17 protein-coding genes and 3 pseudogenes are annotated in these 19,409 nt (G+C 41.5%); 4 read left to right on the forward strand and 16 right to left on the reverse strand.

Annotation, left to right across the window (positions count from 1 at the left end; genetic code table 11):
* Position 1: 1 nt before the first annotated feature.
* The 6 genes from nikB to AC4PM4_RS04560 all read right to left on the reverse strand — a co-directional run bounded on the left by nikB (position 2) and on the right by AC4PM4_RS04560 (position 5,597).
* Entirely contained in the window at positions 2-937 is a 936-nt protein-coding gene (nikB, locus tag AC4PM4_RS04535) for a nickel ABC transporter permease (protein WP_079697522.1), read from the reverse strand.
* Between the two features lie 2 nt (positions 938-939).
* A complete protein-coding gene (gene nikA / locus AC4PM4_RS04540; protein WP_079697523.1) occupies positions 940-2,457 on the reverse strand; it encodes a nickel ABC transporter substrate-binding protein in 1,518 nt (505 codons plus the stop codon).
* A 215-nt stretch (positions 2,458-2,672) separates the two neighbouring features.
* On the reverse strand, positions 2,673-3,338 hold the full coding sequence (locus tag AC4PM4_RS04545; protein ID WP_491612863.1) for a response regulator: 666 nt from the start codon (positions 3,336-3,338) through the stop codon (positions 2,673-2,675).
* Complete coding sequence (locus tag AC4PM4_RS04550) at positions 3,335-4,171, reverse strand: sensor histidine kinase (protein WP_079697525.1); 837 nt, start codon at positions 4,169-4,171, stop codon at positions 3,335-3,337. Before AC4PM4_RS04550 ends, AC4PM4_RS04545 begins: the two co-directional genes overlap by 4 nt.
* A gap of 31 nt (positions 4,172-4,202) precedes the next feature.
* Positions 4,203-4,931, reverse strand: coding sequence for a response regulator transcription factor (locus tag AC4PM4_RS04555; protein ID WP_079697526.1), 729 nt, complete (start codon positions 4,929-4,931; stop codon positions 4,203-4,205).
* A gap of 474 nt (positions 4,932-5,405) precedes the next feature.
* Entirely contained in the window at positions 5,406-5,597 is a 192-nt protein-coding gene (locus AC4PM4_RS04560; protein WP_491612864.1) for a hypothetical protein, read from the reverse strand.
* A gap of 380 nt (positions 5,598-5,977) precedes the next feature.
* Between AC4PM4_RS04560 and AC4PM4_RS04565 the strand changes: the two genes are divergently transcribed.
* Positions 5,978-6,139, forward strand: coding sequence for a hypothetical protein (locus AC4PM4_RS04565; RefSeq protein ID WP_179132309.1), 162 nt, complete (start codon positions 5,978-5,980; stop codon positions 6,137-6,139).
* Positions 6,140-6,514: 375 nt separating this feature from the next.
* Here the strand turns inward: AC4PM4_RS04565 and AC4PM4_RS04570 are convergent, their stop codons facing one another.
* Positions 6,515-7,336 (reverse strand): AraC family transcriptional regulator, encoded by an 822-nt coding sequence (locus AC4PM4_RS04570; RefSeq protein WP_491612865.1) that lies wholly within the window; start codon positions 7,334-7,336, stop codon positions 6,515-6,517.
* Between the two features lie 173 nt (positions 7,337-7,509).
* Here AC4PM4_RS04570 and AC4PM4_RS04575 point away from each other — a divergent pair, with 173 nt between their 5' ends.
* Entirely contained in the window at positions 7,510-9,207 is a 1,698-nt protein-coding gene (locus AC4PM4_RS04575; protein WP_079697529.1) for a glycoside hydrolase family 2 protein, read from the forward strand.
* A gap of 125 nt (positions 9,208-9,332) precedes the next feature.
* Here the strand turns inward: AC4PM4_RS04575 and AC4PM4_RS04580 are convergent, their stop codons facing one another.
* Together AC4PM4_RS04580 and AC4PM4_RS04585 are read right to left on the reverse strand one after the other, a co-directional pair.
* On the reverse strand, positions 9,333-10,670 hold the full coding sequence (locus AC4PM4_RS04580) for an IS3 family transposase (RefSeq protein WP_491612866.1): 1,338 nt from the start codon (positions 10,668-10,670) through the stop codon (positions 9,333-9,335).
* Positions 10,671-10,811: 141 nt separating this feature from the next.
* On the reverse strand, positions 10,812-11,333 hold the full coding sequence (locus tag AC4PM4_RS04585) for an oxidoreductase (protein ID WP_079693609.1): 522 nt from the start codon (positions 11,331-11,333) through the stop codon (positions 10,812-10,814).
* Between the two features lie 169 nt (positions 11,334-11,502).
* Here AC4PM4_RS04585 and AC4PM4_RS04590 point away from each other — a divergent pair.
* A pseudogene (locus tag AC4PM4_RS04590) lies at positions 11,503-11,811 on the forward strand (transposase); the annotation flags it as partial.
* Positions 11,812-12,452: 641 nt separating this feature from the next.
* Here the strand turns inward: AC4PM4_RS04590 and AC4PM4_RS04595 are convergent.
* From AC4PM4_RS04595 to AC4PM4_RS04620, 6 genes and pseudogenes are all read right to left on the reverse strand, one after another.
* Positions 12,453-12,806 (reverse strand): hypothetical protein, encoded by a 354-nt coding sequence (locus AC4PM4_RS04595; protein WP_063563786.1) that lies wholly within the window; start codon positions 12,804-12,806, stop codon positions 12,453-12,455.
* 557 nt (positions 12,807-13,363) lie between these two features.
* Complete coding sequence (locus AC4PM4_RS04600; protein ID WP_079693610.1) at positions 13,364-13,612, reverse strand: hypothetical protein; 249 nt, start codon at positions 13,610-13,612, stop codon at positions 13,364-13,366.
* A gap of 507 nt (positions 13,613-14,119) precedes the next feature.
* Positions 14,120-14,521, reverse strand: coding sequence for a DUF3888 domain-containing protein (locus AC4PM4_RS04605; RefSeq protein ID WP_256863529.1), 402 nt, complete (start codon positions 14,519-14,521; stop codon positions 14,120-14,122).
* Between the two features lie 502 nt (positions 14,522-15,023).
* Positions 15,024-15,446: pseudogene (locus AC4PM4_RS04610) on the reverse strand (IS30 family transposase); the annotation flags it as partial.
* A gap of 218 nt (positions 15,447-15,664) precedes the next feature.
* Positions 15,665-16,309: an SDR family oxidoreductase gene (locus tag AC4PM4_RS04615; protein WP_079693611.1), complete on the reverse strand. Its 645-nt coding sequence runs from the start codon at positions 16,307-16,309 to the stop codon at positions 15,665-15,667.
* 149 nt (positions 16,310-16,458) lie between these two features.
* On the reverse strand, positions 16,459-17,592 hold the full coding sequence (locus AC4PM4_RS04620; RefSeq protein ID WP_079693612.1) for an NADH-dependent flavin oxidoreductase: 1,134 nt from the start codon (positions 17,590-17,592) through the stop codon (positions 16,459-16,461).
* Positions 17,593-17,816: 224 nt separating this feature from the next.
* On the opposite strand from AC4PM4_RS04620, the gene AC4PM4_RS04625 reads away from it, so the two are divergent.
* Entirely contained in the window at positions 17,817-18,299 is a 483-nt protein-coding gene (locus tag AC4PM4_RS04625) for a MerR family transcriptional regulator (protein WP_072732985.1), read from the forward strand.
* A 479-nt stretch (positions 18,300-18,778) separates the two neighbouring features.
* Here the strand turns inward: AC4PM4_RS04625 and AC4PM4_RS04630 are convergent.
* Positions 18,779-19,409, reverse strand: a pseudogene (locus tag AC4PM4_RS04630) (collagen-like protein); the annotation flags it as partial.

The raw sequence follows: 19,409 nt of genomic DNA on the forward strand, positions 1-19,409 counted from the left end.
ATTATCGTTCCCCCTTCAGCCGGATCTCGGGGTTCAGAACGTCATTCAGAAGGTCAACCAGCATGTGCATGATCGTAACGATCAGGCCCATCAGGACCATATAGCCCTGAATAACCGGATAATCACGACTCTGAATGGCGTCAACAATGAACTTGCCCATACCCGGATAGGAGAATAACACTTCAATGACGACTGTTCCCCCTAGCAAACTTCCGATACTTACACCAAACATCGTGACTACGGGTGTGAGTGCATGACGGAAGGCATGTCGAAGGAGTACACTGGGGCCGCCTATCCCTCTGGACCGTGCCCCCCGAACAAAATCCTGACCCAGGCTTTCCAGCAAGCTGGATCGAATGAGGCGCACGTATACAGCTGCCATGGTCAATCCCAGTGTTAGGGATGGAAGCACCAGATGCGCAATGCTCCCCGTCCCCATAGAGGGAAATAGATGTGTTCTCACAGAGAAGCCTTCTATTAAAAGAAGCCCCAGCCAGAAGCTAGGGACTGAGGTGCCCAGTACAGCCAGAAGACGACTGAACCGGTCGATGACACGATTGGGATATAAGGCGGACAGTGTGCCGAGCGGAATGGCGATGACGATCAGCACAAGCAGTGAAGTGCACGTCAACAGCAACGTTGCCGGCAATTTGTCCAGTAATTCCTCCGTTACCGGACGATTGGTCATATACGATGTGCCCAAATCGAGTCGAACAAGACGTCCGAGCCACTGCCCGTACTGCACGAGCACAGGGTCATTCAGCCCCAAAGCCTCACGCTGCTCTTCTATTTGGGAAGAGGTAATGGCTACATCATCGGAGCGCAGCATTTCCCTTACCGCATCACCGGGTGCCATTTTTACGAACACAAAGCTAATGAAGGACAGAAGCAAAATAAAGAGAATGAACTCTATACTTCGTTTCAGGAGCTTGTTCATGTCTATTCCACATCCAGTTGATTCGTCAGCATGTAATACTCACTTTTGCTGGTTACCCAATTTTTCACCCGATCTTTATACACAACGAGTGTATTGGGATGAACCAGGTAGGAGTAATAGGTTTCTTCATCAATATGCATCAGAATTTTTTTGATTAATTCATTTCGTTTATTGGTATCCACCATCTGATCTAACTCATCAATCCACTGATTCAGCTCTGAATCATTAATTTTTCCGAAATTCAGCGTCCCGTCGGGTTTGAAGGCGATATTGAGGAAGTAACTGGCATCCCCACGTGGTGCAATCAAGGGGCTGTATGTGCCTAGATCCCAGTCATCTTTGGTGAGCAAATAGTCTTCATAATTATCCACGAATTCAATCGTAATATCGATACCGATTTCTTTCGCTTTTGCTTGCAGTACCTGAGCAAACAAGGGGAATTCCGCCCGTGATGTATACGTTACAAGCTTCAAGCTGAGCGGCTTTCCATCTTTACTGACCTTACCCTGCTCCACCTGATAACCCGCCTTTTCAAACCATGCCAATGCTGCTTCGACACCTGTCGTTTTGGCTTCATAGGAAGGAATAAAGGAGAAGCCTGGCATGAATGGCCCCGTTGCAAGCGTAGCCTGTCCACCCATAATCACGTCCTTCAATTCCTCACGATTCACGAGGGCATCAAAGGCTTTTCTCATATATTTGTCCTTGAATTCGGGTTGGTTTGTATTAAAAATAAGCTCGTGTGTCCGCAAGCTTGTGACCGATTCCAAATGAAGAGTGGAATCACTTTTCATCGTTTCCAGACTTTCAGTTGGTGGGCGATATACAATATCCGCATCTCCCGACATCAGAGCCGAAAGGCGCGCACTCGCATCCTCATTAAAGTTGAATGAGACACGACTGAGCTTGGCAGCTCCGCCCCAATACTCATCGTAGCGCTCCACCTTGAGTGAGCTTCCCGCTGTGAAGGATGTAACTTTGAAAGGCCCAGTTCCAACAGGTGTTTTGTCCGGGTCAGCCGCATTGACATCCAGAATGGATACGTTCGGGTGAACGAGCTCGGATGGAAACTGCGGGAAGGGTTGTTCGGTCGTAATGTCCAGCGTTTGACCGGATGCACTCATCTCTTTAATCTTCAAAACCTGTTCTACACCCGGATTCACCTGGATTGCACGTTCAAGAGATTGTTTAACAGCTTCGGCATCCAGGGCCCGTCCATCCTGGAAGGTTACATTTTTCTTAATCTCAAATGTCCAGTGCTGTCCGTCCGTCGTGTCCCACTTCTCAGCCAGCCAAGGCTCGATCTGCAGATCCTCACCCAACTTAACCAAGGTTTCGGTAACTCCGGCTCTTAGCGGGGTATAATCCAGATGTGGATCAATCGTCTGGCTTGCAAAGTTAAATAAAAACGTAACTTCTTTGTCCTCAGTTCCTGTGGATGCTGCGGATTGTGTTGCTGTCTCCTCGGATGCACTTGAGCATGCCGAAATGAAAAAGAGTGTACACAAAACCCAAAGCATCGTTATTCTCTTTGTCTGCAACGTTGTCTAACCTCCGTTAATAAAGCTTTCGAATGAGTAAATAGTACGTGTTTTATGGTACTTTATGTTACGAATATTCGTAATAGCCCCTATGAGCTATTAAAGCTAAAATTTGTGACAAAAAAAGCTCAAGCTATTGAAATCAATTTCCATAATTCAAGCCAACAAAAACGTAAAATGGCAGAAGCATTTCTTCATCCCTGATGCCTGTTAGCATCCCAAACAAGTCCTTGCTCAAGAGCGTAACGGGTTAATTGAACCCGGTTTTGCAACTGTAACTTTTGCAGTATATTTTTTAAGTGATTCTTAACCGTGTATTCCGATATGTCATATTTACCTGCAATTTCTTTATTCGTCCATCCTTCAGCAACACCGTATAGAATATCGAGTTCTCGAGTCGTCAACCGTACTTCAGATTTCTTTTTTTCGATCACATTAACTTCTTTTAGAATCTGATAGGCAACGTCTCTAGACATGGGAACTTCATCGTTAATAATGGAATGCAGATATTCGAGCCATGTGGTTGGCTCCAGATTTTTGAGCAGGTATCCTTGCGCCCCTCTTTTGAGCGCCTCAAGCAAATGAAGCATGTCGTCTGAAACGGTGATCATAACAATTTTCACATAGGGGAAGGTCAGCTTGATTCTCCGAGTTGCTTCAAGTCCATCCATAATGGGCATTTGAATATCAATTAGAATGAGATCTGGAAGCCACTTCTCCATGAAGTCAATCGCCTCTTGACCATTGTTTACCATACCAATGATCTCAAAGTGATCGTCTATACTTAAAATTTCACGAATGGCTTCCCTTGCATGTGCGTGATCATCAACCACCATTACTCTTGTTATGATCTTTGTCATACTAGTCCCCCTTTTTGAATCTCAACGATGGTTTTTCCATCCTTACGATACATGTTCATAATCCATCCCATCTCATTGCAACGCTCCTTCATAATTCGTAAACCGAACTTGTTTTTCTTGGAAAACGGATCTCCTTCAAATCCTATACCATTATCCGATACAGTGATTTTCCAACTATGACTCATCCCTACTGCAGTGATTGATCCTTCTGTAGCTAACGCATATTTATCCATATTAATTAACGCCTCACGTATACAAGCTAACAGCTCTATTTTTTCTTTATCCCCTTGGTGATGCTCCTCCAAATCCCAGTGAATATCGATTGGCGTGCGTATGTCTTTGGACATCGCATGAACTTGCGTCACAAGTGATGGAGTGGTCTGGTGTACAGGATTTTCGTCCCGATCAAGTCGAAGATTGGTGATTGCTTGTCTGACATAACGGTTCACTTCATGAATCGTTTTACGAATGGATAGGACGTTTTGTTCTTGCTGTTCCCCGGCATTTCCCATTTCAAGCTTTTCAGCCTTAACGGATAGCAAGAACAGGGATTGGGCAATTCCGTCATGAAGTTCTCGTGCCAGTTCTTCACGTGCTTCAAGAGCAGCTTTGGCAGAACGTGCACGTTCCAATTCTTTCTGAATGTTCTCAAGGATACGAAATAGCTTGGTTAACAATGTAATCGTAACGAGATAAACCAACACCGGTGTTAACCAATTGCCCAAATCCATTGAGATATAGGGGAGTAAAAATTGATGTCTGACATATTCCCAAATAGCGACTGTAATGGTTGGAATGAAAAGAATCATCCATTTAATTTGTTTATAGGACATGATGCTCCTCCTGTGTTTTAATAGAAAAATATTAATGAGGCAAACGAAGGATATAACCAAACCCCCACAGGGTTTGAATGAGATCTTCACGATTCGATACATACTCCGATAATTTGTCACGTAATCGTTTAACATGGGTATCTACGGTTCGATAGTCCAGTTCTTCATTTTTCTCCAACTTCCAGACGATTCTAAGCAAATCCTGTCTGGAGAAAGCGATCTCCGGATGAGTTGCCAAATGGTAAAACAAATCGAATTCTTTGGGTGTCATATGAATCTCTTCATCTTTTACCAGCACTTTCCTTGAAACTGGATTGATCAAAATGGATGAAACCATCACCTCGCTGGCGGAATGATCGGGTATAACGTGACCGTAGAACCCGGTAAAACGAGCCATTATCGATTTGATCCGAAGCACAACCTCTCTGGGGCTGAATGGTTTCATCACAAAGTCATCTGCTCCTGCCTTAAACGCCTCAATCCGATCCGCTTCTTCAGACCTGGCTGTCAAGAACATCACAGGAATGCTTGTGCTCATTCGCAGATAATTGCATATTTCAATACCTTTAATATCGGGAAGCATCCAATCCAGGATGACTAATCCATAGGAACCGTTATGAAGTTTACTCAAAGCTTGTATGCCGAGCGAGGCCTCTTCAATAATAAATTGTTCTTTCTCCAGGTACATTTTTAGCAGTCTCCGGACCCGATCATCATCATCCACGATCAGTATTTTATTTTTTTGCAGGGTCCCTTTCATATGTCATACCTCCATCTAATCTACCTGAAATAGTAGTTCGTTTACGTCTTTCTCTAGTGAGACATGAGTAAAATGAGTTTATCGTAAATAGCATACTGTTAAATAACTAAAAAAAGCATGACTCTATAGAGCCATACTTTTAGAGGATTCACATTCAATTGCAAACAATGTATGAACGATGGATGGATAGGGTCTCCAGAGGAGGATTACAGCATTCTTCTGACAGAATTCCGTGTATTGAACAGCTACATCCTTATTCAGGATAGCTCCGGTTTAAGTAAGTTCACTTTATATGTTCGCAAAATTCGCACGCTAAATGGAGAAATAAGAACTTCATATCGTAGGATACAGGAAATTAAAAAATCATGCACCGGTTCTCTAAATATAGTACTAATATAACTCACGGAATCTTCCCTTAAATCGTTTTACCTACTGCTAGCTTTTCATATATGAACATCTACGTTTCTGTCGATATTAATTCTCTAAAATTTTAAAGCGCTTAATTGTCCAAACTTGCAATCTTACATCACCGTGATCAGTCTTAATTAGAACAACATTGGGATTAGTCGTTTTTTCACATGGCCCCACATAATTTTCTCCGCTTACTAAATGTACGGAAATTTCTATATTGTGGTTATTTAAAGATGATAAAAGTGTATTAAGCAATTTTACTTTACCTCCTAAATAAGATGAAAAAGTACCCTGTCGGAAGGCTACACCCTAAACCTTTTATGCAATCAGGAAGAAAAATAATTATTTTTTCATGAATTTTAGGCTCTATAGTTCTTGCTTAGATGTTTTGCTATATACTCTGCTTACCCAGAATTCATCAATTTAACCCCTGTATAATAATTTCATATTGCATAGTGTTCTATCACCGTTCCAGTCCGTGATATCGTCTTTTTTTATTGTTTTCTGATACCTAGTTGCTTGCTGTCGTAAAGCATTCGAATAATGTATAGGTTCACATCTTTTTTGCACAGTACAATCTTTCGGTCAAATATACCTATAGGAAGTTGGCATTTTTATCAATGAGGAAGGATGAGATGGCCTTTAAAGGTAATACGCTCGGACTCAGCCGATCTGAAACGCCAGGCATTCCCAGAACAGTCGATAATCTCGGGGCTTACGTCACAACGGATACAACGCAACAATTCGGCAGTTATCCACCTGGAACAACAAGTTTGTTCGTCAACAACAGTTCGTAGGCTGTTCTTCAGCTTCCTGCGGTCAGTACGGTTTTGTATGCAGAGCTGTCTTGGGCGGAACGTATATTGACGGTGCAACGAACAACTCAGCGTTTATTAACAATCCTGTTTTATTCACTACGCCGCTTGGTCAGACAAGTGTTCTGCCCGATGCAACTCAAGTTACGTCTTTAATGTTCTGTGTGATGCTATTCTGTTATAACCAAAATTTAACTATAAAATATATTATGGTAAATATAGAATGTTTAACCCAATGGCTTTATATCGCCTATGACTCGAATAACCCGACTGCGGTACCCACATTATGTGGCGATGATATCCGCAGATGCTCTTTGCTAATAGCGATGGCCTCCCCTGCCTTCGCCCATCTGTCCTTTATTCATCGTAACTCCTGCGAAATACGGAGGGTGAAATCCCTTTCCATTTTCGAAAGGCTTTACTGAAATGATATTCATCATTGTATCCGCACTCACTGGCAATTCGCTTAAACGTGTAATTCGTATAGGTTAAATAACGTTCTGACCGACGCAGTCTCACTTCTGTTAAGAATTCCTTAGGTGACTGTCCCAGATGATTCATAAATATTTTACGAAGATAAGATTCAGAAATGGCATGTTTTCTTGCGATGTCTCGGATGTAGAGTTGTTCCGCATATCGCGTCTCTAGTTCTTCCTTAATTCGATAAAAAATCGAACTTGTGTTTTTCGTCTCAGTCAAATGATCAGGTCGGTGTAATAAAGCAATCAGCTTCATAAGTAACGCACCACTTTCCATCTCACGAGAGTTATTTCCCAGTAACCACGATTCCGTGATTTCATTAAAGGCCTGATCAAGCCACAGAGCTCTCTCTGATTGTTGTCTACTGAAAAAGGGAATCTCTAACCGATGAATGGGCTGAGGTAGCTGCCACTGAGAAGATTTATACGGAACTCTGCAGCAATCAAACAAGATCATGCTAATGGTCAAGGGTGACTCTTGAGAACTTTCCATCCTCATCTCTGCACCAGGCTCCATATAAAATAACATTCCCTGCTGCACGTCATAAGTGTGATCTTCTGTATGGAATATCCCTTTACCTTCATGAATCCAATAAAAGGTGTGTACCGACGTATTGTTGCGGATATCCGACCAATCTATCGGTGTTTGCTTTTGTGAGCTCCATACGATTCGAACCACCAAATCTATGGGATTATACATTATGTTCAACCTCCTACATAGACTATCCTACCTTGTTTGTCGATGTAAATAAACTCAAACATGGAGCGATTTTGACATGCCTTGGATCGAATTGACCATGGATAAGCTCTTTACAATTCGTTAACTTAAATGTATTACCGTAAATCGCATTGGACATGGGAGGATTTTAAAAGATGATTAGACTTTTCGATACGCATCATACTCGGATCAGTAGTGAACTTGAAGGTCTGTGGGAGTTTTCTCCCGTAGATCTTCTAGGCGAACGGCCTGAAGAATTTCCTTTTAAGATACCTGTTCCAGGGTGCTGGGAGACTCATCCTCATTTTGGCGCCTACAGAGGGAAAGCTGTATATCGAAGAATAATTTCGGTATCAAGCCAGACTCATATCCGATTGGAATTCAAAGGGGTAAGCCATACGGCTGATGTGTATTTTGATGGAGCGTTAGTTACATCTCACTACAATGCTTACACATCGTTCGATGCTGTAATCCCCAATGTGCTTGCTGGAGAGCATGAAATTTTAGTGTACGTGGATAACGCCTTCAGCGATGCATCTGCACTACATTTCCCGAATGATTATTACACCTACGGTGGTCTGATTCGCCCCGTTGTACTGGAGGAAATAAGCGATGTTTACATTGAGAATGTGATGTTTACTCCCCTGCTGCAAGCGAATCAGTGGAATGGGCAATGGAAAGTAAAGATCCGTAATATCAGTCAATCTGCTCAACAAGTCCAGCTTGTTGGAGAGCTTGCCGGAACAGAATCCATGCTGGGTCAAGGTGAGTTAGCACCTGGTGAGCAAGTAGAATTCATACAAACGGTATCTTATCCGGAGGTTCTGGAGTGGTCGCTGGAAAAGCCAAATCTCTATAAACTACAAGCTAAACTCATCGTTAATGAATTACAAATAGATGATCTGATTGACCGGATTGGATTCAGACACATTACTACTTCTAACGGAAAAATACGTTTGAATGGACAGAACATCAACCTGAAAGGCGTTAATAGGCACGAAGATCACCCGCTGGTAGGTTGCTCCTTCCCTCTTCCACTGATGGTTAGGGATATCGATCTCATACAACAAATGGGATGTAATGCTGTTCGGACAAGCCATTATCCGTATGATGAACGTTTCCTGGATATATGTGACGAGCGAGGCATTGTGATCTGGGAAGAAAATCATGCTAGAGGGTTAAGCCTGGAACAGATGCGTAATCCTAATTTTGCCTGGCAGAGCGAGCAAGTCACGCGGGAAATGGTGGAACAGCACTTTAACCACCCTTCTATTATCATCTGGGCGATATTAAATGAATGTGCCAGTAACACGGAGGAAGGCAGAGTCCATTATGCCAAACAACTTGGGATTATTGGCGAGTTAGATCCTAGTCGTCCGCGTTCCTTCGCATCTCATCATCGTGATCAGGAGCTTTGCTTTGATCTTGCAGAAATTGTATCTTTTAATCTTTATCCTGGGTGGTACACGGATGAAAACCCATTTGATTTAGCCAAAGCAGCAGTCCAATGGGCTAATCAAATGGGTGGAGCAGGCAAGCCGATAATTATGAGTGAATTTGGCGCAGATGGGTTCTACGGCTTTCGAAGCGCCAATCGGGAAAAGGGATCGGAAGAACGGCAAGCCGACATTCTAAGGCATTGTTTGAATGCCTATCTGGATTCACCGGATGTTTGCGGTATGTTTATATGGCAATTTAGTGATTGCAGAGTCACCGAAGGAGAAGGCTGGTTACTGACACGGTCCTGTACTCGGAATAGTAAAGGAATTGTGGATGAGTATCGCAGACCGAAGCTTGCTTATGAAGTTGTGCGTTCTATGTATAGAGAAGAAAATGTCGATGGACACAGTTGATATCTAATATAGCACCTCGAGTAGTTCATAGCACAAGGTGCCAAAACTCTTTGAAAAAACGACCGCTTCCCAGTATCTTGAACTGTGACCCTGTTTGTGGCCACTTTTAAAAAGGACCTTCGTTCTCAAGCGGCAATCAGATGGCTTCTGTATTCATCAGGAGTCATCTTTTTTAATGTCCATTGGTACCGTTCGGTGTTGTAGTAGGTGATGTATTCATTGACGCGAACTCTCAGCTCATACAGAGATGTGCACTCTTTGTATTCTAGTTCATCTTTCATATGTCCAAAAAACGTCTCCATTGAGGCATTATCCCAACAGTTTCCTTTCCGTGACATGGATTGTTTGAACCCGGATTCAGCAATCATGGAGCGCACCTGTAAGTGTGTGTAGTGAAAACCTTGATCTGAATGGATTACAGCCTCAGGATGAACACTCCCCTCCAGACGATCCAGCAAACGTTGTAGTGTTCGTTTAACAAGTGACACTTCCAAGGTTGAAGATAGGTAGTGGGCTAAGATTTCTCTTGTTGCTCCGTCCTTTACGCAGGACAAATAAGCCCATTGACCGTTTCCATAACGCAAATAAGTGATATCGGTAAGCAAGACCTTTTCAGGTTCTCCGCAGTCAAACTGGCGCTTCAGGAGATTCGGGCATGTTCGGTGCTCTTGAGTAGCTTTAGCCATTTTACGGTATGGATTGGCTTGACGAATAACAGCAATCAGCCTGAACTTACGCATGAGGCGTCGAATTTTTTTGTGATTCATGATGATTCCGTTTAGACGTTCTAGCCGCATTTTTATAACGAGAGCGCCTACTTTTCCTTGGAGTGCATCATAGTGCGCCTTAATAAGTACGCCATCTCTTTCATCAGAAAACTCACGAAGCTGACGTTTTTCCTCCGCAGTGCACCACCGGTAATAACCGCATGTACTCACCTCAGCAAGCTTGCAAAGATATCGGGTTACGCGTCTCAATCCGTGTTTACGAACGACCTGATTAATCAGTTGAAAGCGCTCGGAAGACGGTAGTCTATTATCGTTGAGATGTTGCCTTTCGAGCGCTTCTAGCTTTTTTAAGAGTTCATTCTCGGCCTCAAGGAGCTTGATACGGGCTTCGGCGAGTCGCAGCCTCTCTTCAGCGGATCGCTCGCTACTGTTAGGTCTTCCTGAACTTCCTTTCCCTCTGCGTTCTTCCAGTAATCCAGTTTCACCTAACGAAGCGTGTATTTTACGCCAGCGTTGCAAACATTTCTTTGGTGTCTCCTGCCCAATCAGTCCCATGTCGAATCCCGCTAAAGAGAAAATCTCAATGGGTGTCGACCCAGCTTGATTCGCTCGTACAGCATCCATTTTAAAGGCAGGTGAATAGGTAATATTTTTCTCCGAGACACGAAGTACGGATGGATTCGACTCTAAAACTTGAATCTCTTGTTCTGTAAAAGACCTTCTAATTTTCCCCATGATCTGCACCCTCGCAAACTTTTTCTAATCTGATTAAAACACAAAAGACCCGTAAGAGGGCACTTTTTTCAAAGTGTCTATCTTACGGGTCACAGTTCATCTTACCAGGAAGCGGTCGTAATTTAAACGGATCTTTTCAGCTTACTCTTCAATCGGAATCCAGCCGGGAAACGACTCGAACCCCTCCCACATCGGCTCGGGGATTTCTAATTCTTCTATATCACAGGAAGATATCTTTTGCCGAATAGTCTCTTCTTGCCCATTTTGTATTTTTGTCACCCAATCCGGGTCAAGAATCAGTGCACGCCCAACTGCTACAAGCGGAATTCCTTTGTCTATCGCCTCAACAACCTGATCTGCCTTCTTGATGGAACCGACACCGATCAAAGGCATCTTATGGCCAATTCGCTCTTGAAGACGTTCAAGAACCGGTTGGGTCTCATTCTCATTGCGAATGGATTCTCGCCAAATTTCATTCAGAGAGAGATGGATATAGTCCAAATTTTTTCCACCCAATTGATCAACCAACTGGAACGTATCCTCTAGCGTAATCCCCGGCTCTTCTAGTTCTTCTGGAGAAATGCGATAACCGACAACAAATGGTTTACTGGAATGTTGCTTAACATTATCAAGGACAGACTCGACAACTGCCTTTACTTTAATGAACTGACGGGCAGGATATCATAACAATTGGCTAGCTGAATGAATTAATTTATTTGACGGATTGTAATATGAAGTGCGACACCTACTGGAAATAAATAAAAAAGGGCCCATGGCCGGATTCGTGTAGAATGAAGGTTCCTACACCACATTCACACAAGGATAATCCACCATGAGCTACACACATCTTAGCATAATCGAGCGCAGCAAGCTAGAAATCCTCCACCAGCAGGGGAAAAGTGCCAGGGTCATTGCCAGTGAATTGGGCAGGCATCATGCCACCATTTGCCGAGAACTCCGTCGAAACGAAACGCAGAAGCCCTATCGTGCCGAGCGATCTCAGGAGAATTATGTCCAGCGACGTAAGTCCTCCATCTCTGCCGGGAAATGGACACCGCAGCAGTTGCTCCTTATTGAAGAAAAGCTTCAAGCCACGTGGTCTCCCGAACAGATCGTAGAACGGCTCCGTCAAGATAATCAATCACAGACCACGAAAATGCTTGGGGTGGAGAACCGCTCACGAATCCTTTACAGAGGAATTGTCGCACTTGGTTTGACAATCCATCAATTATAATATTATAGATCTATTCACTGACCTAGATAAAATGGAATTTATTAACCTGACCTACCCGTTAGCTAAATGACTTAGAGAACAAAAGAATTTAGCTAAATGATTTTATAATCGGAAATTGGTACAAGTTCTTGTCCTTGGCTCGGGACACGAACTTGTACCGATAAAATAAAAAAGCCGCTAAAATAGCGACTTTAATGGGACTATGTTCTTATCCCTCGACAACACATGTTAACTCTTCTTCATAACTGTACATTCACTGTCTCCCCTTCCATAATCTCCAAGAAATTCTAGGTTTCTGTTTATTCCAATCGCAATTCTTGAAATTAAGTACTTTATCTCTAGCGTGACATTTTTATTATGTATTTTGATACTAAGAAAGTCTAATCTACATTTGTTTAATAGTTAGATATGCATCTAATCGGTTATCGGAATATGTTCTTGTCCATTCCGGTAATCGGTACAAGTTCTTGTCCTTCGACAAATTTGCATTTGAATTGTTCCATTTTTTTAGTGAAAAAACGCTGGGTATGACCAGCGTCAACAAATTATCACTTCACTCTTTCGGAAATATTTTCACTTATTTCTTCAGGATTATCAACACCAATGATCAACTTTGATATTTCGAACTTACCAACTTTAAAGTTATTCAAATCTAAATGAAGAGTTTTAAGCTCATTTTCAAAAAAGTGTAGTTGATAACCACCATTTGATCTAAATAACCCATTTCTCATTTCTCCTAATAAAGCACCATATAGTTTAAAAGCATTTGGTATCGGTCTACCTGTTGTTATTCCTTTGATTGAAGAGTATGGAATTTGCAACCCTTTATCTAATTTTAAAAAGGGTGAGTTTCCAAAGTCGATATTTACGTAGGTTTCCATTAGTTGAATTTTACGTTCCATATTTTGATTCCCCCATTTTCTTTTCAAATAATCCATTTATTTCGCAACCCATAATTACATATAATACCACAAAAACCTATTTTGTTCATGAAAGACTAAGCACTGCCCTCCGCCCCTTCGCGGGTTACGTCCTCCTTTTTATATTTCATTTCCAATCACCTAATAAAGAACCTACGCGTGTAGCATGTAGTGCTTAGACAGGGTAGCTTGCATTGTTTTTTCCTCTATATCAGTTCCAGATACCTCAAACTTACCTTGTTCCAGAGAATTAACCCAATATCCGCCAATTTTTGGATTCCACACTAGAAATAAAATATTTCATTACCTTCTTGCATTGGTGTGTAATCTTCATAATTCATTCTAATGCTACCCTCTTTATCTTCGATCACATAGGAAGGTTCAAATGTTACAAGCTCTGAATCGATCTCCTGTTTTGTAGAATCCTTATATACTTGGGTTACTTTCACCTTAGTTTCGGTTCTGCCTGAAGGCCCCCACTCGAAATTTTCAATGACATTTTTGCTTTCACCAGTTGCAATAACTCTAACTACAGTGTCTTATTGAGATTCTGCATCATCTGCGTTTGTGAAAATTGCATGGTTGGCTTCGATTTTATCTGTACGCACTACATTACCTGATTTCATCCAATGGTCGCCAGAGTGTGCCGGTGCATTCTCAAAATGATTTAAGCCGAGTATATGACCGATTTCATGTCCAGCATTCATGTATCTTCCGACTGCCCCCAGCCACTTGTCCAACCGGCATTTATTTGTTTGTAAAGGTAATACAAAAAGGATCGTCAGCATTTCTGCAACGATCTCTAATGTCAGCCCGCTAGTTGAAATCAGCAGCTGATCAATTTTGATGCCTTCTTAACTTTTATTAAGCTAACGTCACATGCTTAAAAAATATTTATCGAAGTATCCACTATGGTTTACAGTTATATGGTGTTTGACTGCCTTAACTGTATTTTTAACTTTGCTGTTTTGGAAAAACGGTTTAATAATTCTCCTTTCAGTGATTGTTTTATATGTGGCTAACGGATTTCGGGCGTGGAATAGTGATCGGAAATTATCTCTTGTATCGTTTGTATTGGCATTCGTTTTCTCTTATATCTTTTATCGGTTTTTGACTTTGTAGACGCTGTAGAAAAGGAATATGGCTTCCCGCCAAAAATTGCCGGAAACTGTGATGGTCGGTAGAAAGGCTTCTGTTTTCTGGATATTTGAATATCCTGCCTGTTAGCTAAAAAAGCTGCTGATACTTTTATCAACTGTTTTCTTTGTATCATTGAGTTATCGTTTCCCGTTGGTTTAACGAGTTTTAATAATTTCTTGCCAGTTAGGAGGCAAGTCATAATCCCTAATGTGCTTATACTCAAGAACCACTATTAATCCGGAGTTATCTATACTAAACCTCATCGAGTCGAGTCCAACATCCAAATGAGGTCCAACGTACGGGATTGTTTTAACCTGAACTTCAATATGTGAAGGATGATATTTAACGTCTACATCAGTTCCATCCAAAAAAGGCGTAAACGAAGGTGATACAGTTAATTTATTTTTGTAATAGTGGTTAATCTGTTCCTGTATTTTTGGAGCTAACAAAGTAAGTACAAGCAGTTTCAATTGTTCATCGTTTGGCTTTGCACAAACGGGCTGGATTGCCATCAAGAAAATGATGACTGTTAGCAATGATCCGATAAAACTTTTCATTTCTAAAACCCTCATCTTCAGCATTTTTAAGGGTAGTTTCCACTAAATAAAGTGAATTTATAATGCTACCCTGCCCGTTAGTTGAACAAAGGCAGCCGATCACGTTGATCATCTGCTTTGTTGGTTTTATTGAGCTATCGTTTCCCGTTATTTTAATGAAAAAATAGCCTCTCACTTGAACGAATTCATTACGTCACATTATGTTTTTATCATTCAAATATTCAATTAAGGCACTTAAATCATACTTAGGCAGCTCTAATATGAATGATAGTCCGATAAAACAAAAAAAGCCGCTAAAAAAATAGCGACTTTCAACGGAATATGTTATTTCCCCTAGAGAATTATCAAAATACACTAGTCACGATAATATGGTCATAACTCCTTTATTGTTTTGCTCTCAATTTTGGATTTTGATATTAACTGTTCTACAGAGTCATATCTAAGTTGAACTTCTTCATTTTGTTTAACGCAATACCATCCATCTTCATTATAACTGATTAAGAACAGCGGTATATAGACGCGTTTTGCGTTCAATCAACGTCGCTACGCAGCCCTTACTTTTCCCACGACCCGATAATACGACGGTATCCAGTTCCCAGTGCCCAAACGTTTCACGGGAACGGACTTCTTTCGGACGATCTGAAATGGTTCTGCCAATGGCGAATTTACTGTGAGTTTCTGCGGGTTTCTGACGCTTCCCTTTGTGACGGAGAACCTGTAATGTGCCTTGAACCAGGCGTCCTGCGTAGATCCAGCGATAGATGGTTTTAAAGGAGACCGCAGGTAGGCGATCGGCGAGGAAACGTTCTGTGATTTGTTCTGGAGACCACGTTACTGCCAGTTTTTCCTCTAGTAGAGCAGCCAAGGCGTCTGACCATTTACCGGGAGATACCGAAGCCTTACGACGTTCCTGATAAGCATTCTGGTGGATTCTCCTTGTGTGAATGTGGTGTAGGAACCTTCATTCTACACGAATCCGGCCATGGGCCCTTTTTTATTTATTTCCAGTAGGTGTCGCACTTCATATTACAATCCGTTCTGCATATAAAAACCCATCGTTTTGAATAAAATTGTTCAAAACGATGGGTTTCTTTTGTTTTTTAAAAATTGTTTTTATTAAAAAGTTTGTTCTGGAGTCACCATTTAAATTTCTGGTTCAAAGGCCAGTCTATCGCCCTCCGTATTTGGTTTGTTCACCCCCAAATTGCGACGAACTTCCAATTCAGGTGATTCCGCTAACTTAACAACTAACGCCGCAACACTCTTACGTGAAACTTCTGTCCCTTTAAATGGCTCATTCTTTTGAGTAATCTCATAGTCAATTTCATCATAATCCGTGAGCCAGGCAGCCCTTAACACTGTATAGTCAAGGTCTGGAGCCTCAATAATATCAACTGACTTTCGGTATGGGCCTAAATATTGACCGATTGTCCGCTTATTCCATTCACCAAACTCCCCTGGGATTTCCTCATAAATTCCAAGCGAAGTGATAAAAATTAAGCGTTTCACTCCAGTCGCACCCATTGCTTCAACAATATTTTTGGCTTGTTCTTCTAAGTCTCCATTTAGATTAGCATACACGACATCCTGTCCAACCATTGCTTTTTTTAATGCCTCAAAATCTAGAACATCACCTTCAATTACTCGTACACGATCGGAATCAAGGTGGTTTAATCTGCTAGAGTTACGCAAATAAAGTGAAAGTTGGACATCAGTTTCGTTTAGAAATAATTCAATTGCATAACGTGCAATTTGACCGCTTGCTCCTAAAATCAATACATTACTCAAATTCAAAACTTCCTTTCATATCTTTTATAAAAATTATAAATAAGGTAGTAATTCTACAGCCACATTATTAGTTACAGACTTAATGAATCACTTCAATTGAGTCATTGACTCAAAAAACATCTTGCTTTAAAAATAAACTTCAGCTAATTTTATTCTTCGATCATAAACCATGGTCCAGAAGCTTGGATGACACCCCAAAGTTTTTCCGGAAGCTCAAGCTCACTAACCTTGGAAGCCTTTATAGTAGTTTGAATTTCGGACTCTTGTCCACTTTGAACTTTTTCAACCCAGTCTGGTTCTGTAATTAACGCGTGTCCGATCACTGCTAGGTTAAGCCCTTTATCTAATCCTTTTGCAACATCATCCGGCGTTACCATAGAACCCGCAGCCAGTACGGGAACCCGGCTATTTACATGTTCAACGATCAACTCTAGATACGTTTTTTTATCTTGGCTATCGACTGGCTTTGAAGAAAGAGCATCAGCTAGTGAAGCATGTACATAATCAACACCCGCTTCAATCAGTCGGTCAATCAATACATAAGAGTCCTTCATTCTTAAACCGCCTTCTTGATGTTCGTCAGGAGAGATTCGGTAGCCCAAAATAAATGGTTCTGTAGCATGGTTTTCGATGACGTTTTTCATTTCCTTAATCACGGCTAGTGGGAAACGTAGGCGGTTTTCAAGTGATCCTCCCCATTGATCCTCACGTCTGTTGAAGAAAGGAGAGAAAAAGTTTTGAAGCAAAAATCCGTGCGCACCATGGATTTCAACGCCATCAAACCCTGCTTCAATGGCTCTTCTTGTTGTTTCTCCAAACGCATGAATCACTTCCAATATTTCATCGTGCGAAAGTTCTCTTGGCATAACGGAAGGAGCAAATCCAGTTGCTTCCGTCTCTACTGCGCTGGAACTAACCAGATCCCCATTTGGTGTAAGATCCGGCAGTGCTTTGTTGCCTGCGTGGAAAATTTGAAGTACCACAGGGGCTCCACCGCTTTTCGCTGCATCCGCCAATTTACGTAAACTTGGGATGAATCTATCGTCATATGCTGCAAATTCATTTGTAAAACCTATTCCATTAGGTTGGACATGCGTACATCCTGTTATGACTAGACCCACGCCTTTTACTCTTCTTTTGTAATATTTCACTTCATCATCTGAGATGGTGTAATCATCATTACTTGCCCAAGTAGTCATAGGCGCCATTACAACTCGATTTCTAAGGGTAATTCCATTTTTGAATGTGAAGGATGCAAACAAATTTTTATAATTTGTATTCATTTTCAAACCTCTTTCTAATTTTTTATAAGCTTTATTAATAGTTGTCTGAACTTAAAGCGTTTATTCTTATTCCAAATTTATCACCAAAAAAACATCTATGTTTCTTATTTGATAACTGCGAAACGAAGAAGTTAATTTCCAGTTGATGGGCGTTCACAACATTGGTAGAATAAAATCATAAAGTATTCGAGTAACTCGAAGTCAATAGCATGGAGGTGCGAAATTTGAGTCAGACATTACATGAACCAAAATATACGGTAAAAGATGTATCTGAAATAACTGGACTTACAAAACATACGATCCGTTATTATGATGACCAACAATTGATACCTTTCGTTTCAAGAGACGGCAGAAATAATCGTTTATTTTCTGACCATGATCTGGATTGGTTACGAATGGTGCACTCCTTTCGTATTTCAGGATTGCCAATTTCAGAAGTCAAACATTACATTGCTATGTGTTTGCAAGGTGATAAGACGATTCCTGAAAGGGCTGAGCTTGTTGCAAAACAAGAAAAACAACTAGAATCGAAGATCTATGAGTACAACCTTCAATTAAAACACATCAAAGAGAAGAAGGCTTACTACAACAGTGTCTTATCTGGTCAATTGAACGATACCTGGAATCCTGTTAACAGTAACCCAGAATGCGGAGAAAAATATGATATTCCAGAACATATCAAATCAGCATCAAAAGTTCATGTTTGACCTTAAATGTGAGTCTAAGGCTTCGTGTGCACACGAAGTCAATTTTTTTTATTTGATTGATGGGTATTGTACTAACCTGCCCGTTAGTTTAATGAATTGAAGGGCAAGATGCCGATTAGATACACGCCTAATCGGCAATAGGAACATGTTCTTGTCCATTCCGGCAATCGGTACAAGTTCTTGTCCTCAGTAAGGGACAAGAACTTAGTTCCTTAAAACAAAAAAGCCGCTAAATAAGCGACTTTGAATGGAACAATGTTCTTGTCCCGCGACATCTTTTCAGATTAACGGCTTTCAAAAATTCAATTTTTTCACAAATCGATAAGGTCAGTTGCTCTTTCTCAATTTATTAACATTTGGCGCATCCCATCCAACTAGCAAATGGCCATTGTAACACCTTATAAGTTTATTGATCTCTCTATACCTGTTAGAGGTATTCCTATTACCAAAGGTTCAACTGCACCTCATGTAACCTTGTATTAGGATAGCCGATGAATCGACCATACTATATCCGTACTGAATCCAATGGGTAGACCATCAGCTTCGTAATATAACTCGACTTGATCACCTGCCTGCAGCTCTACATCACCGGTTAACGTCACCGTCGCACTACCTAGTACAGTTCTCATTGTTAAAATTAACGCTATATTAACGTCAAGGAAAGGCATATAACCTTTTATTAAATCAATATTGCCATTCTTCTTTACAGTAAAAACCGGATCAATGCCTCTTCCTATGCTTACACTGATTGGCGCGTCAATCTTATAATTAACAGTTGCATGTATGGAATATCTACCAGTGTCCGGTGCCGTAAATATCCCTGTAGCAGGATTAAATGTAGGGCTTCCATAATATGGAGACGCCTCGTTCCAATTCGAAAATAGCGTGCTACTATTGATTGAGTATGTCGTACCGGTAACAGAAAATCCTTCCGAGGTAAAAGAAGTCCCCGCTGGGCCTGGATCTCCCTGCGGTCCCGCCAGACCTGCTGGACCTTGTGCTCCTGCTGACCCTGGATCTCCTTGCGGCCCTACCGGACCTTGTGCTCCTACTGGCCCTGGATCTCCTTGCGGCCCTACCGGACCTTGTGCTCCTACTGGCCCTGGATCT

This window comes from Paenibacillus sp. MDV22-iso6 (genome assembly GCF_058408365.1).

Coding starts and splice junctions, on each gene's coding strand:
- AC4PM4_RS04620 (WP_079693612.1), bottom strand. CDS start 17,592: ATGAATACAAATTATAAAAATTTGTTTGCATCCTTCACATTCAAAAAT.
- AC4PM4_RS04555 (WP_079697526.1), bottom strand. CDS start 4,931: ATGAAAGGGACCCTGCAAAAAAATAAAATACTGATCGTGGATGATGAT.
- nikB (WP_079697522.1), bottom strand. CDS start 937: ATGAACAAGCTCCTGAAACGAAGTATAGAGTTCATTCTCTTTATTTTG.
- AC4PM4_RS04580 (WP_491612866.1), bottom strand. CDS start 10,670: ATGGGGAAAATTAGAAGGTCTTTTACAGAACAAGAGATTCAAGTTTTA.
- nikA (WP_079697523.1), bottom strand. CDS start 2,457: ATGCTTTGGGTTTTGTGTACACTCTTTTTCATTTCGGCATGCTCAAGT.
- AC4PM4_RS04575 (WP_079697529.1), top strand. CDS start 7,510: ATGATTAGACTTTTCGATACGCATCATACTCGGATCAGTAGTGAACTT.
- AC4PM4_RS04595 (WP_063563786.1), bottom strand. CDS start 12,806: ATGGAACGTAAAATTCAACTAATGGAAACCTACGTAAATATCGACTTT.
- AC4PM4_RS04550 (WP_079697525.1), bottom strand. CDS start 4,171: ATGTCCTATAAACAAATTAAATGGATGATTCTTTTCATTCCAACCATT.
- AC4PM4_RS04565 (WP_179132309.1), top strand. CDS start 5,978: ATGGCCTTTAAAGGTAATACGCTCGGACTCAGCCGATCTGAAACGCCA.
- AC4PM4_RS04545 (WP_491612863.1), bottom strand. CDS start 3,338: ATGACAAAGATCATAACAAGAGTAATGGTGGTTGATGATCACGCACAT.
- AC4PM4_RS04570 (WP_491612865.1), bottom strand. CDS start 7,336: ATGTATAATCCCATAGATTTGGTGGTTCGAATCGTATGGAGCTCACAA.
- AC4PM4_RS04600 (WP_079693610.1), bottom strand. CDS start 13,612: ATGCTGACGATCCTTTTTGTATTACCTTTACAAACAAATAAATGCCGG.
- AC4PM4_RS04605 (WP_256863529.1), bottom strand. CDS start 14,521: ATGAAAAGTTTTATCGGATCATTGCTAACAGTCATCATTTTCTTGATG.